Origin of the sequence: Frankia alni ACN14a, assembly GCF_000058485.1 — a bacterium.
GTDB lineage: Bacteria > Actinomycetota > Actinomycetes > Frankiales > Frankiaceae > Frankia > Frankia alni.
In genome coordinates this window covers 638,426-652,564 of the sequence record NC_008278.1, presented here as the reverse complement: position 1 = coordinate 652,564, position 14,139 = coordinate 638,426, and the positions used below count along the sequence as shown (strand labels likewise).

The 14,139-nt window shown below is 73.2% G+C and carries 10 protein-coding genes; 8 read left to right on the top strand and 2 right to left on the bottom strand.

Going from position 1 to position 14,139, the window contains the following annotated elements; genetic code table 11:
- Nucleotides 1-137 precede the first annotated feature (137 nt).
- From ppc to FRAAL_RS02530, 8 genes are all read left to right on the top strand, one after another.
- Nucleotides 138-2,963 (top strand): phosphoenolpyruvate carboxylase, encoded by a 2,826-nt coding sequence (ppc, locus tag FRAAL_RS02565; RefSeq protein WP_197537238.1) that lies wholly within the window; start codon nt 138-140, stop codon nt 2,961-2,963.
- A gap of 598 nt (nt 2,964-3,561) precedes the next feature.
- The gene (locus FRAAL_RS02560; protein WP_231861471.1) at nt 3,562-5,058 is read left to right on the top strand and encodes an ROK family transcriptional regulator; all 1,497 of its coding nucleotides are present in this window, start codon (nt 3,562-3,564) and stop codon (nt 5,056-5,058) included.
- Nucleotides 5,059-5,447: 389 nt separating this feature from the next.
- Nucleotides 5,448-6,374, top strand: coding sequence for a TauD/TfdA dioxygenase family protein (locus tag FRAAL_RS02555; protein ID WP_011601840.1), 927 nt, complete (start codon nt 5,448-5,450; stop codon nt 6,372-6,374).
- Nucleotides 6,375-6,628: 254 nt separating this feature from the next.
- The gene (locus FRAAL_RS02550) at nt 6,629-7,666 is read left to right on the top strand and encodes a PhnD/SsuA/transferrin family substrate-binding protein (protein WP_041938729.1); all 1,038 of its coding nucleotides are present in this window, start codon (nt 6,629-6,631) and stop codon (nt 7,664-7,666) included.
- Between the two features lie 162 nt (nt 7,667-7,828).
- Nucleotides 7,829-8,752 (top strand): ABC transporter permease, encoded by a 924-nt coding sequence (locus tag FRAAL_RS02545; protein ID WP_157891966.1) that lies wholly within the window; start codon nt 7,829-7,831, stop codon nt 8,750-8,752.
- Nucleotides 8,725-9,528 (top strand): ABC transporter ATP-binding protein, encoded by an 804-nt coding sequence (locus FRAAL_RS02540; RefSeq protein ID WP_041938728.1) that lies wholly within the window; start codon nt 8,725-8,727, stop codon nt 9,526-9,528. The genes FRAAL_RS02545 and FRAAL_RS02540 overlap by 28 nt, the downstream gene beginning before the upstream one ends.
- A gap of 214 nt (nt 9,529-9,742) precedes the next feature.
- Nucleotides 9,743-10,525 (top strand): hypothetical protein, encoded by a 783-nt coding sequence (locus FRAAL_RS02535; RefSeq protein WP_231861469.1) that lies wholly within the window; start codon nt 9,743-9,745, stop codon nt 10,523-10,525.
- A 27-nt stretch (nt 10,526-10,552) separates the two neighbouring features.
- The gene (locus FRAAL_RS02530) at nt 10,553-11,185 is read left to right on the top strand and encodes a BlaI/MecI/CopY family transcriptional regulator (protein ID WP_231861468.1); all 633 of its coding nucleotides are present in this window, start codon (nt 10,553-10,555) and stop codon (nt 11,183-11,185) included.
- Nucleotides 11,186-11,342: 157 nt separating this feature from the next.
- On the opposite strand, the gene FRAAL_RS02525 is transcribed toward FRAAL_RS02530, so the two are convergent.
- Nucleotides 11,343-11,726 (bottom strand): MarR family transcriptional regulator, encoded by a 384-nt coding sequence (locus FRAAL_RS02525; RefSeq protein WP_011601833.1) that lies wholly within the window; start codon nt 11,724-11,726, stop codon nt 11,343-11,345.
- Between the two features lie 385 nt (nt 11,727-12,111).
- Nucleotides 12,112-13,911 (bottom strand): MFS transporter, encoded by a 1,800-nt coding sequence (locus FRAAL_RS02520; RefSeq protein ID WP_011601832.1) that lies wholly within the window; start codon nt 13,909-13,911, stop codon nt 12,112-12,114.
- Nucleotides 13,912-14,139: the final 228 nt, after the last annotated feature.

Here is a 14,139-nt window from a genome sequence, read left to right as displayed (position 1 = left end):
CGGCCCCCGGCGACATTGCGGTCGCCGTGTCCGGCATCTCGGCGAACCCAGGCAGACCCATACGGGCCAAGGCAGAACCAGGCAGACCCAGGCGTACGGCAGACCCAGGCGAACCCAGGCGAACCACCGGAGGCGGCGTGACGACCGAGCGGAGCGCGAGTACGACCCTGGACGAGCTGGCCCCGGATCCCGGCGCCTTCGCCGGCGGAGTCTCCTCCGACGCCCGCCATGCGGCCGTGCGGGCGGGGGTCCGCCGGCTCGGGGATCTGCTCGGCCAGGCCCTGACCCGGCACGAGGGCGCGGCGACGCTCGCGCTCGTCGAACAGGTCCGCGCGCTGGCCCGCCGGCCCGACAACGGCGCCGAACTCGGCCGGCTGCTCGCCACCGTGGACGACCGGACGGCCATCGTGCTCGCCCGTGCCTTCACCGCCTACTTCCAGCTCGCCAACATCACCGAGCAGCTGCACCGGTCCCGGGAACTGTCCGATCGGGCGAAGGGCCCGCTGACGGAGACCTTCGACCGGATGGCCGCCGCGCTCGACGCCGGCACCCTCGACCGGTCGCTGGCCGAGTCGATCGCCCGGCGCCTGGAGCTGCGCCCGGTCTTCACCGCCCACCCGACCGAGGCCAGCCGCCGCTCGGTGCTCGACACGCTGCGCCGCATCGCCGACCTGCTCGACGCCGACAGCCCGGACGGCGCGGTCCCGGCCGCCGACCGGGACCGCACGCAGCGGCGCCTCGCCGAGATGGTCGACGTCCTGTGGCAGACCGACGAGCTGCGGGTGGAGCGGCCGAAGCCCGCCGACGAGGCCCGCTCGGCGGCCTACTACCTGGAACTGATCGCCACCGAGGTGCTGCCCGACCTGCTGGAGGAGCTCGACCTGGCGCTCGCCCGGGTGGGGCTCACGCTGCCGGCCGGGGCGCACCCGGTGCGGTTCGGCTCCTGGGCGGGCGGCGACCGCGACGGCAACCCGAACGTGACTCCGGCGGTCACCCTGGAGGTGCTCACCCTCCAGCACGAGTTCGGCATCCGGTTGCTGACCGCCTCGGTCGAACGGCTCATCCAGGAGCTGACGGCGTCCACCCGGGTGGTGGGGGTCGGCGACGAGCTGCTGTCCTCGCTGGCCGCGGACCGCGAGGCGCTGCCCGAGGTCCACGACCGCTACATCCGGCTCAACGCGGAGGAGCCCTACCGGCTCAAGTGCAGCTACATCCTGGCGAGGCTCGCCGGCACCCGGGAACGGCTGGCCGCCGGTGCGCCGCACGTGCCCGGGCGTGACTACGGCGGCGTCGCCGAAATTCTCGACGACCTGGAGGTGATGCGCGCCTCGCTCAACGCCGGCGACGGATCCCTCGTCGCGGACGGCCCGCTGCTGCGCGTCATCCGCACCGCGCGCGCGATGGGGCTGTCGCTGGCCACCCTCGACATCCGCGAGCATGCCGACAAGCACCATGCGGCCCTGGCGGCGGTGTACGACCAGGTCGGGGAGCTCGACGTGCCCTACGCCCAGCTCGACCGGCCCGCGCGGCGCACGCTGCTGTCCGCGGAGCTCGCCCGGCGCCGGCCGCTGCTCGGCGCCGTGCCGCCGCCGCTGCCCCCGGCGGTGCTGGGCACGTTGGAGCTGATGCGCACCGTGCGGGAGGCGCTGGACCGCTTCGGCGGCGACGTCATCGAGAGCTACATCGTCTCGATGACCCGCGACGTCGACGACATCCTGGCCGTGGTCGTGCTCGCTCGGGAGGCCGGCCTGGTCGGTCTCGGCTTCGCCGACCGCCCCGCCTGGGCCCGCATCGGGTTCGTCCCGCTGTTCGAGACGGTGGCCGAGCTGCGGGCGGCCGGCTCGCTGCTCGACGGCATGCTGTCCGACCCCTCCTACCGCTCGCTGGTGCGCGCCCGCGCCGACGTGCAGGAGGTCATGCTCGGCTACTCCGACTCGTCGAAGGACGCGGGGATCACCGCGTCCCAGTGGGAGATCCACAAGGCACAGCGGGAACTGCGCGACGTCGCCCGCCGCCACGGCGTCGTGCTGCGGCTGTTCCACGGCCGCGGCGGCTCCGTCGGCCGCGGGGGCGGCCCGAGCGGCGAGGCGATCATGGCACAGCCGTTCGGCACGCTGGACGGCTCGATCAAGGTCACCGAGCAGGGCGAGGTGATCTCGGACAAGTACACGCTGCCCCAGCTCGCCCGGCACAACCTGGAGATCACCCTCGCGGCCGTGGTCGAGGCGTCGATCCTGCACCGATCCTCGCGGTTGAGCCCGACCGTGCTCGCCGGGTGGAACGAGACCATGCAGGCGGTCGCGGACTCGGCCCGGGTCACCTACCAGGCGTTCGTGGGCGATCCGGCGCTCGTGCCGTTCTTCCTCGCCGCCACCCCGGTGGAGGAGCTCGGCAACCTCAACATCGGCTCCCGGCCGTCGCGACGGCCCGGCGGAACCGGGGGGCTCGCCGACCTGCGCGCGATCCCCTGGGTGTTCGGCTGGACGCAGTCACGGATCATCCTGCCCGGCTGGTTCGGTGTGGGCACCGGCCTGGCCGCGGCCCGGGCCGCGGGGGCCGGCGACACCCTTGCCGAGATGTACCGGTCGTGGCACTTCTTCCGGACCTTCCTCGGCAACGTGCAGATGACCCTCGCCAAGTCCGACCTCACGATCGCCCAGCGGTACGTCTCGACCCTCGTCGGCGACGACGGCGGCACGATCTTCGAGACCATCCGCGCCGAGCACGCCCGCACGGTCGCCGAGGTCCTCACGGTCACCGGCCAGGCCGAGCTGCTGGAGAACGCCCCGACGCTGCGCCACACCCTCGAGGTCCGCGACGCCTACCTCGCCCCGCTGCACGCCCTGCAGGTCTCCCTGCTCGCCCGCGCCCGCGCCGCCGGGGAGGGCGCCGATCCCCTGCTGCGCCGGGCGCTGCTGCTGACGATCAACGGCATCGCCGCCGGCCTTCGCAACACCGGCTGACGCCACCCGGCCGACCACCGGACCAAACCATCCTCTTCTAGCTTCTCAATCTCTAGCTTCTCAATTGTCTTGGTTGACAACATGTTGTGCACTATCTACCGTCGGATGCATGAGCCGGCGCCTTCTCCTGGTATGCCGTGCCCACATCGACTTCCATCGCGTCGCGAGCGCGCTCTGTAGACCTCGCCGCTGATCCTCCCGAGTCTCAGGGCCCAGCCGCGCGCCGCGGTCGGCCGCGTGAGCCGGAACAGTCGGGACGGCGGGTCGGCTCCTGCCGTTGAGGCAGCCTGGCCGGAGCAAGCGTCGCCGATCGCCGCGCTTGTCGCGGCGCTCCTACCAGTCCGGCTACCGCCACGGGGCCCAAGGTCCGCTACGACTCCCCTCCCACCCCGCCGACCCGCCGGCCGTGGTCGGCGACCACGGTCACCGTCACGCGCCGCGGTCACAACGCGTCCGGGCGTGGCAGCCGCGGGTCGCCGGTGGGACCCCGCCCCGGTCATCCACCCGAGACGCTGCCACGGTGCGCGCCTCGGCACGCCTCACGCCCGCGCCGCGGAACAGCCGCACGTGGCCCGGCTGTGACGCGAGGAGGTTCCCCGTGTCCGTCCAGCGCAGCGTGTCCGTCCGCAACGAGGTGGGTCTGCGCGGCGAGCCGCCGACCACCCGTGCCCCGCGTGCCCGTCCCTCCGGCCGCGGGGGCGCCCCCGGAGCAGGCACGGCGCCGTCAGCCGGCCCGGCAGAGGCCGCTTCGACCAGCAGCGGTCCGGCGGGGGCCGGTCCGACCCGCGGTGGGTCGACCGGCGGTGGGTCGACCGGCGGTGGGTCGACCGGCGGTGGGTCGACCGGCGGTGGGTCGACCGGCGGTGGCATCGGCTCCGGCGCCGCGGCGGCGATCCTGCGGACGGTGCTCGACCACGGGCCGGTGGCCCGCACGGCGATCGGGCGGGCCACGGGGCTCAGCCCGGCGGCGGTGTCACGGCAGACCGCGGGGCTGATTTCGCTGGGCCTGCTGCGCGAGCTCCCGGCGAGCTCGCTGTCCCCGCGGGTGGGGCGCCCGCATGTGCCGCTCGACGTTGACACCCGGCGCCATCTCGCCTGCGGCGTGCACATCGCGGTCCCGTTCGTGACCTTCAGCGTGGTCGACCTGCGCGGCCAGGTGGTCGCCCGGGAGCAGCGGCCGCGTGAGGGCGACGCCATGACCGTCCTCCAGATGATCATCCGGCACCTGCCCGGCTTCCTCGCTCGGCACGCCACCGGAAGCCGGGTGCTGGGGCTGGGCGTGGTCACCGGCGGTCGGGTCGACCCCGAGCTCGGCCTGGTGGTCGAGCACGAGCCACTGGACTGGCGGGACGTGCCGGTGCGCGCCGTGCTGGCGGCGGCCACCGGGTTGCCGGTGCACGTCGACGGGCACGCCCGGGCACTGGCGCAGGCGGAGATCCTCTTCGGCGACCCGCGTGCCCGGCGCAGCCTGCTGCACCTGTTCGTGGGCAACGTCGCCGACGCCGCGTTCGCCACGGACGGCTCGGTGCACATCGGCCCCAACTCGGCCGCCGGCGGCATCGCCCACCTGCGGCTTGCCGACAGCGACGCGCACTGCCGGTGCGGCCGGTCCGGCTGCGTGCAGGCGACCCTGTCCGAACGCACGCTGCTACGGCACGCCGTGGGCGAGGGGATCATCTCCCGGCCGGACCTGCAGGACCTGCTGGCCGCGGCCCTCGGCGGCGACCGTCGCGCCGTGGCGCTCTTCCGCGACCGGCTGCGCGTGGTAGGACGGCTGATCGCTCTGCTCGTCGACATGATGGATCCGGAGATCGTCGTTCTCACCGAGGCCGCCACCCTGTTCCTGCCAGCCCTGCGGGCCGACCTGTTCGCCGAGATCTCCGCGTACTCCCGGGTGTGCGCCGAACCCGAACGGATGGTGCTGCCGAGCAGCTTCGGCCCCGACGTGCTCGCGGTCGCCGCGGGCGCGGCGGTGCTCGACGCGGTGCACCGCAGCCCGCACAGTCTGCTGGCCGGCCTGACGACGCCGCGGCCGGCCGCGGGGGCGGCTTCTCCTCGCCGTCCGGCCACCCCGCTCACCCGCCACGGCAATTAATTTCAGCGGAACGCAAAATATTGACGGCCCCATCGTTCATCACCGAAGATTGGTCCGTGAACAACATCGGACGGAGCGGCGGGGGTATTTCTCCGCCTCCCGGCCCGCGTTGTCGCCGATGTTGACGCCGGATATCCTCCACCCTACCGAGCGGATATCCGGGCAGGCTCGCGTCGAGGATGCCGCCACTGCTATCCTCCCCCGCATTCCCGGCTGCTCCGCCGGCCACCCCTGAAACGAGGAAGCCCCCTCGACCGTCAGCGATTCCGGCCGATTTCGGCTGCCCTGAAGGCGTGCATCCAGAGACCTGGGTCGGCAGCGCGCGAAAACATCGGATGCCCCGTTCCCAGCTTCATCCATTCCTTTTCCCGCCCTGGAGGAACCGCAGGATGACCAGCATCACACCCACCGCCCTGGGCATCGACGTCCGCCCGCTCTCCGGCCACACGGGGGCCGAGATCCACGGGATCGACCTGCGCGAGGAGCTCGACGACGCGACCGTGGCGGAGATCCGTTCGGCGCTGCACCAGTGGAAAGTGGTCTTCTTTCGGGACCAGCACATCGACCACGCCCAGCAGGTCGCGTTCGGGCGTCGGTTCGGTCGACTGACGCCGGCGCACCCGCACGAGGAGGCGCCGCCGGTCGGCTTCCCGGAGATCCTGCCGATCGACAGCCGCCGATACGCGAAGGTTTTCGGCAAGCGGAAGGCCACCTACGACAACGGCTGGCACACCGACGTCACCGCCCTGGTGAACCCACCCACCGCGTCGATCCTGCGCGGCGACGTCATCCCCCCGTACGGCGGGGACACCGCGTGGACGAACCTGGTGGCGGCCTACGAGGGGCTCCCCGAGCCGCTGCGGAACCTGGCGGACGGCCTGCGCGCCCGGCACAGCTTCGGGAACTTCCCCAGCGACAGCGAGTACGGCCGCAGAGTGGCCGCCAATCCGCTGGTGGCAATCCACCCGGTGGTGCGGGTGCACCCCGAGACCGGCGAGCGGGCGTTGTTCGTCAGCCCGAGCTTCACCGCGAAGGACGGCGAGATCATCGGCTTCTCGCCGAAGCAGAGCCGGCAGATCCTCGACGTTTTCTACGACCAGATCTCCCGCTCCGAGTTCACCGTGCGGTTCAAGTGGAACCAGGGCGACGTCGCGTTCTGGGACAACCGGGCGACCGCTCATCTGGGGCCGTCCGACCTCGGCCATCTCGACTTCGACCGGGTGCTGTACCGGGTGACCATCGAGGGCGACATCCCGGTCGGCGTGGACGGTCGAGAGTCGGAACTCGTCGCCGGCGAGCCTTTCCTCGGTACCTGACGAGACCGCACCGGCGGGCCAACAGAGCCCGAGCGGCGGTCCGCAGCCCCGAGAGCCGAGAAAGCCGCCGAAAGCCGCGAGGGCCATCTCCCTCGCGGCTTTCGGGCGCACGCCGGACGGCCGCCGACCACCGGCCGGGTCTGACCGACCAGCCGGGTTTGACCGACCGGCCGGGTTTGACCGACCAGCCGGGTTTGACCGACCAGCGGGTTTGACTGACCGGCCGGGTTTGACTGACCGAGAGGGAGATCTCCATGCATCATCGACGACCGTGGGCGCGGCGTCCTTCCCTCCTGACCGCGGGACTCGCCGTGCTCATCACGGTGATCCTGGCCGCCTGCGGCAGCGGCGGCGGGGACGGCGCACGGGCGGCGGCCGGCGACCAGCGGGTGACGCTGCGGATCGGTGACCAGAGCAAGACCCTGGAGCTGCCGCTGACGCTGTCCGGCGCGGCCAGGGGCGCCCCGTACGGTCTGGCCTACAGCACGTTCGCCGACGGGCCGCACATGAATGCCGCCTTCAGCGCGGGGCGCCTCGACGTCGGCTACATGGGTGACACGCCGGTGCTGTTCGCGAACGCCGCGAACGCCGGTGTCGTGGCGATCTCCGTCGCAGAGAACCCGGTGAACAGTCAGACGATCATCGCGAGAGCCGGCTCCGGGATCCGCACGCCGGCTGATCTGCGCGGCCGGCGGGTCGCGTTCACCCTCGGCACGTCGCTGCACGGCTACCTGCTCAACCAGCTCGACGGCGCCGGCCTGAACCAGGACGACATCAGCCCGGTCAACGTGCCCGTCACCAGCCTGACCTCGACGCTGGCCTCCGGCAAGGTCGACGCGATCGTCTACACCCGCCAGTACAGGTCCGCCGTCGCCAGGCAGGCTCCCGGCTCCTACGAGATCCAGACCCGGCCGCTACCGCAGTACTCGGTGCTGCTCGCGTCGAAGTCGGCGCTGAAGAACCCGGCGAAACGCGCCGCGATCCGGGACTTCGTCCTGCGGCTGGCACGGGCCTGGTCCTGGCCCAAGGCCAACGCCGCCCTCTGGGTCCAGAAGTACTACGTCGACCAGCTCAAGCAGGATCCGGTCGCCTCGCGGAAGTACTTCGACTCGCTGCCCGAGGCCCGCTACCGGCCGGTCTCCCCCGCCTTCGTGGCGAGCCAGCGGGTGCAGGCCCGGCTGCTGGGCAGCGTCGGTGAGCTGCCGAAGTCCCTCGACGTCGACGACGAGCTCGATCCCGCGTTCAACGGCGAGCTGACAGCGGCCTTCGCGAAGGCGTTCCCCGCAACCTGAGTGGGCCGCAGTGCGACTGCGCGCGACCGCCTGCGCGGCGGTCGAACAGAGCCGGTACCGGGACGGGTTCATATCCTCTTGAAAGGCGGGTCAAACCGTGACCAGCAAGGGACGGCGTCTCCTCCCCGCCGTGAACGGCGCAGTCTCCACGCCGCAAGTCCGATGACCGAACTCATCTCGCACCACGACGTTGCCGGGCAGCGTGCCGCGTCCCCCGGTCCGCTCGCGGCCGAGCCGGCGACGACCGCAGCCGCACCGGCGGGACGGTCCCAGGTAGTCCTGGTGGACCTCGCCGCCGGGCGGCGCCGCACCACCAGGCGGCGTCGGGTGCCGACGGAGGTGCGCCGCTTCCTCGGCCCGGCGCTGCTGTTCGCGCTGTGGTGGGCCGTGACGGGGCTCGACCTCGTCAGCGATCGCGCGCTGGCCTCGCCCGCGGCCGTCCTCGACGCGGCCCGCGAGCTGTGGCGCAACGGAGACCTCGTCGACAGTCTCGGTGCCTCCCTGTACCGGGTCGGGGCCGGCGTGCTGTTCGGCGTCGGCATCGGGCTGGCGCTCGCCGTCGTCGCCGGCTTCTTCCGGACGGCCTCGGACGTCGTCGACTCGGCGATGAACTTCCTGCGCACGATCCCGGTCATCGCCCTGCTGCCGCTGATCATCGTGTGGATCGGGATCGGCGAGAGCGCCAAGATCTTTCTGATTACCGTCGGCGTCGCGTTCCCCATCTACATGAACACCTACGCGGCGATCCGCGGCGTCGACGCCCGGCTCGTGGAGGCCGGGCAGACCTTCGGGCTGGGCCGGTTCGGGCTGGTGCGCTCGGTCATCGTGCCGGCAGCCGCGCCGGGCTTCCTCGTCGGGCTGCGCTGGGCGCTCGGCGTCGCCTGGCTGCTGCTGGTGTTCGCCGAGCAGGTCAACACCGACTCCGGCCTCGGCTATCTGCTCAACAGCGCGCAGTCCTGGAACCGCACCGACATCATCGTGCTCTGCCTGGTCGTCTACGGCATTCTCGGGCTGGTCAGCGACGGCCTGGTCCGCCTCCTGGAAAGGATGCTGCTGTCATGGCGCCGCGGCTTCGACGGAACGTGAGCATGCTGGACCCGCAGCACCGGGCACACGCTGCGGCGGCGGATCCTACGCCGGGGGCGGGCGGCGGGGTCGCGGTGCGCGTCCGCGGGCTGCGGCGCGTCTTCGGCGAACAGGTGGTGCTCGACGGGCTCGATCTGACGATCACGCCGGGCGAGTTCGTCGCCCTGCTCGGCCGCAGCGGGTCGGGGAAGAGCACGCTGATCCGGATCCTGGGCGGCTTCGACGATGGTGTGGAGGGCGAGGTGCTGGCCGCCCGGCGGCGTTCGGTCGTCTTCCAGGAGGCGCGGCTGCTGCCGTGGAAACGGGTCCTGCCGAACGTCACGCTCGGCCTGGCCGGCCGGGACGTCGCCGAACGCGGCCGCGTGGCGCTCGCGGAGGTCGGTCTGGCCGGTCGGGAGCGGTCCTGGCCGGCGACGCTGTCCGGCGGCGAGGCTCAACGGGTGGCGCTGGCGCGGGCGCTCGTGCGGGAACCGGATCTGCTCATGCTCGACGAACCGTTCGGCGCCCTCGACGCCCTGACCCGGATCCGGATGCACGCCCTGCTCCAACACCTGTGCCGGCGGCACCAGCCGGCGGTGCTGTTCGTGACGCACGACGTCGACGAGGCGATCCTGCTCGCCGACCGGGTGGTCGTGCTCACCGAGGGCCGGTTCTCCCTGGACGTCCCGGTGGCGGTGGCGTCACCGCGCCGACGGGCCGACCCCGCCTTCGACCGGCTGCGCGCCACGCTGCTCGCCGAGCTGGGCGTGGACGACCTGGCGGCGGCCACCCACTGACAGCCTCCGTGCGGCCGGCCCGCACCATGCCCGCCCGGCCGCGCAGGGGCGCCGCGTTCGCGCGGCTGTCCGCGCGGAAGCCACCATCGGGCGGAGCGTCGGGCCGACGGACTGGCCGGACGAACGGCCGTCACGCCGTCTGCGTAATCAGGCGGGAGCGAGGCGGCTCCGAATGCGGCGGATCATCGCTGTCCCCCCACTAGAATTCGATGCCGTGATGGGTCAGGGCGGTCCGCGGGGCACGGGTGGGGCCGCGCCGGCCATCCCACCGCCCGAGGACCCCACGACCGGCTCCGGCACCGGCACCGGCGCGGGCGGCGCGCGACGCTGGACGGCCGGATGGGCCGCAACCCGCACCGGGCGGATCGCCCGGGCCACGGTGGCAGCACTGCTGACCGTCGGGTTGGCGGTGGCCGCGCACGTCCTCGCCTGCGGCCGGGCGCCAGCCGTCGCGGTCGTGCTGGTGGGGATCGTCCTGGTGCTGCGCGTCTGCTGGGGCGTGTCGGAGCGCCGCGTGTCGATGTCCCGGCTGGTCGGACTGGTGCTCGCCGTCCAGGGATGCCTGCACGTGGCCTTCGGGCTGTCCGCCCCCGCTGGTCACGCCGGCCATGCCGGCATCGGCGGCGGGGCAGACCACGCGGGGCTCGCGGCCGCGTCGCCGGCGGACCTGGTACCCGGCGGTGCGGCGATGCTCGGCCTGCACCTGGCCGCGGCGCTGCTCCTCGCCGGGTGGCTCGCCCTCGGCGAGCGCCTGCTCTGGCAGGCTGCGCGCGGCGCGGTACGGGTGGCCCGTCGCGCGGTGGGCCGGCTGCACCGCCCTCGGCCGGCCGGCGGTGTGCCCGCGACGGTCGCGAGCCAGCGAATTCTCGCCATCTCCAGGCCGCCTGACGCGGCGTGCTCGCTGTGGCTCCGGCATGTGGTCGTGCGGCGCGGACCGCCACGCCTTGCGGCCCGACAAACCGCGGCCCGTCGCGGCGCACAGGCATCCGTTTCGTAGCACCGGTCTCCAGGACTCGGAGCAACCATGTCACGATCATTTCCGGCACTTCCCGTCTCGAATCCGCCGCTGCCGGCGGCCCGCCCCTCGATGAGCCGCATCGGTCGGGCAACGACGATCAGCCCGGCGACCACGATCGGCCCGGCGATCACCCTCGGTCCGGCAGCCACAACCAGCCCGGCAACGACACCAGGCCAGGCACTGACCGCAGGCCAGGCAATGACCGCAGGCCCGGAAATCACCGCAGGCCCGGCAGCCGCAGTCGACCTGGCGACGACAGGGGCGGTCGGCCCGACCGCCGCCTCCACCGTGCCCCAGCCCAAGAGGGCCGCCGGGGATCTGGAGCGGGCCGTCCTGACCCTGCTGTGGTCGGCCGACGAGCCGTTGATGCCCTTCCAGGTCCAGCAACGCCTCGGCGCCGGACTCGCGCAGAGCACGATCGCGACGACCCTGCTGAGGCTGGTGAACAAGGGGATGGTCCAGCGGGCGCCGCGCGGAAGGGGCTTCGCCTACCGTCCCCTGCGGCGGGCTGCGGACCACGCAGCGGGGCAGATGCTCGACTTCCTGCGACGCGGCGAGAATCCCGACAGCGTCCTGCGGTGCTTCGCCCGCCGCCTCTCCACCGATCAGCGCGATGTCCTTCTCCGCGCGCTGACCTGATCGGCAGCCGATCCCGCCTGGCGGGCAGGTCGCCGGCAACGGCCGGACGCAGTGCACGGGAAGCCAGATGCGGCACGTGGGGTACGGTCCGTCGGCGCAGACCGTGCAAGGCGCACTGCAACCAGCCCCGCCGCGGTTCAGACCTGCTCGTCCAGGGCTAGGCCGTCGCGGCGGGGTCCTCGCCGGCGAGGTGGGCGGTGATCCGGTCGAGCGTGGCGAGGTCGGCCGCGTCGAGCGCGACGAGTGCCGCGGGCGGCCGGTTGAGCATGTCGTCGGCGAGTCGGGCCGCCGTCCGGCCCGAGGCGGTCAGCTCGACGAGCTTCGAGCGCCGGTCGTCCGGGTGCACGGTGCGTTCGGCCAGGCCGCGCCGTTCCAGCTCGTGCACGGTCAGGGTGGTGTACGGGCGGTCGATCGACAGGGCGGCGGCGAGTTCGCCCAGCGTCAGCGGCCCGGCCTGTAGCGCCAGGAGCGCCTTGACCCGGATGAAGCTGAGGTCCAGCGCCTCGCAGACCTCCCGCCGGCGCTCGTTGCGATCGACCACGACCGCCCGGATCCGCCGCCACACCCGAGCCGCTCGCGCCGACCTCTCCGCCCGCCCGGACAGCCCCGGCGCGGCGGAACGCACGCCCGCGTCGGCGAGTCCGGCTGCATCGGCGAGTCCGGCTGCATCGGCGAGTCCGGCCGCATCGGCGAGTCCGGCCGCATCGGCCGGCCCGGATGCATCGGCCGGCCCAGGCGTATCGGCCGGTCCGGATGCATCGGCCGGCCCAGGCGTATCGGCCGGTCCGGGTGCATGGGCCGGCTGGGGCGCATCAAACGGCCCGGCCATGTCGGCCGGTACAGCCGGCTCGGGTTGCCCGCCGGGGACGCCGACGGGCTCCGGCGGGTCGGCCACCGCCGTGGCGGTCGGCGTGGAATCGCGCCGGTCAGCGCGTGGGAGCGAACTCATCGTGACCATCCTGCCCGGAGGAACCGTGGGACCGAGACCGGGCGGCGACGCCGACGCGCCCCGCCCTGGACCGCCGCCGGAAAGCGCTCTGTCGCCAGACGGGGCGACTGGCACGGTCGTCGTCACCCGCGACCATCCCCGCCGCCACGGGCCGCACCGGTCGCCGATGCCGCCCGCCCCCCTCGCCGCCCCCGAGGCGCGCGCCGCCCGCGGCCGGCCGGCCGTCCTCGAGACGCCCCGCCGACGCGGCGTCCCGAGCCTCCGGCGTCCGATCGGCATCGGCATCGGCCGTGGCGGTGGCCCTGCCGGCGGTGGCGGCGGTGGCGGCGATCCCAGAGGCGACGGCGGTGGCCCCGGGGGCGGCATCGGCGGCGAGCCGGGCGGCGGTGCGCTGCGCGGTGCCGCGCGCCCAGGTGCCGGTGCTCGCGGCTCCGAGCAGCAGCACGCCCGCTCCGCAGAGCACGATGGTCCACCAGCCGACGGCGCTGGTCGGGTCGACGACCCCGCCGCGGCCGGCGACGTGCGCCGCGGCGAGCGACCCGATGACCGCGACGCCGAGGGACTGCCCGACCTGACGGCTCGTCGAGGCGATGCCGGCGGCCACCCCGGCCTGGGACTGCGGCATGCCGGTCACGGCCGTGTTGGTGATCGGCGCGTTGACCATGCCGAATCCTAGCCCGACGAGCACATAGGCCGACACGAGCCAGAGTATCGAGGTGCTCACACCCAGCGCGGTCAGCATCACGCTGCCCGCGGTCATCGTCACGCCCGCGATGAGCAGCGGGGTGCGGGCCCCGCGGCTGGCCACGAGCCGCCCGGCGATCGGCGCGGACACCACCGTCATCCCGGCCATCGGCAGGGTGGTGATCCCGGCGAGCAACGGCGAGTAGCCGCGGACCTCCTGCAGGTACAGCGTGTTGAGGAACAGGAAGCCGGCCAGCGCGGCGAAGGCGAACACGGCGATGCCGGTCGCCCCGGCGAACGGCGCCGCCCGGAAGAAGCGGACGTCCAGCAACGGCTGGGCACGGCGGCCCTCGTAGCGGACGAGCACGGCCGCCGCCAGCGCCGACACCGCGAACAGCGCCAGCGTCCGGGCGGCGAGCCAGCCCGCCGACGGAGCCTCGATGATCCCGTAGGTGAGCGAGGCCAGGATGACGATCACCAGGGCCTGCCCCACCGGGTCGAACCGGCGGGCCCGCGCCGCGCGCGACTCCGGGACGAACAGACCCGCGAGCACCAGCGCCGCGACGCCGACGGGGACGTTCACCCAGAAGATCGCTCGCCAGCTCACCGACTCGACGAGCGTCCCGCCGAGCACCGGCCCCAGCGCCATGCTGACGCCGATCACCGCGCCCCACACCCCGATCGCCCGGGCTCGTTCCCGCGAGTCGGTGAAGGTGTTGCTGATGATGGACATGGCGACCGGGTTGAGCATCGACCCGCCGACCGCCTGCACCATCCGGAAGACGATCAGCCAGGTCAGGCTCGGCGCGAGGCTGCACAGCAGCGACCCGAGGGTGAACAGCACCAGCCCGGTCTGGAAGACCCGGCGACGGCCGAGCCGGTCGCCCGTCGACCCGCCGAGCATGAGCAGGCTGGCCAGCACAAGGGTGTAGGCGTCGATCGTCCACTGCAGGCCGGAGGCGGAGGCGTGCAGGTCACGGCGCAACGACGGCAGGGCGACGTTCACGATCGTGTTGTCGAGCCCGACGATGAACAGGCTCATGCAGCAGATCGCCAGGACGAGTAGGCGCCGTCCTCGGGTCAGGTCGGACATCAGCAGCTCCCAGCGAGCGGAGTGGCCGGCTCCGACGACTGTGCGGCGCCTGGGCCCGACCACACCCCCGGATAGTTGTATCTCAGCAATCTTTAACCTACTGCAACGGTCTCGCGGCGCGCCTTGTGCCGCCGCCCGTCCTGCCCGCTGCGACGAGATCGCCGAAGCGCGGGGAGTTACCGGAGGCTGATGACCACGGCAAGCCCGTCGGAGCGTCACCAACCTCCA

What these genes read in the sequence shown, in the direction of transcription:
- FRAAL_RS02555 (WP_011601840.1), top strand. Translation starts at nt 5,448, where the DNA reads ATGACCAGCATCACACCCACCGCCCTGGGCATCGACGTCCGCCCGCTC.
- FRAAL_RS02550 (WP_041938729.1), top strand. Translation starts at nt 6,629, where the DNA reads ATGCATCATCGACGACCGTGGGCGCGGCGTCCTTCCCTCCTGACCGCG.
- FRAAL_RS02545 (WP_157891966.1), top strand. Translation starts at nt 7,829, where the DNA reads ATGACCGAACTCATCTCGCACCACGACGTTGCCGGGCAGCGTGCCGCG.
- FRAAL_RS02540 (WP_041938728.1), top strand. Translation starts at nt 8,725, where the DNA reads ATGGCGCCGCGGCTTCGACGGAACGTGAGCATGCTGGACCCGCAGCAC.
- FRAAL_RS02530 (WP_231861468.1), top strand. Translation starts at nt 10,553, where the DNA reads ATGTCACGATCATTTCCGGCACTTCCCGTCTCGAATCCGCCGCTGCCG.
- FRAAL_RS02520 (WP_011601832.1), bottom strand. Translation starts at nt 13,911, where the DNA reads ATGTCCGACCTGACCCGAGGACGGCGCCTACTCGTCCTGGCGATCTGC.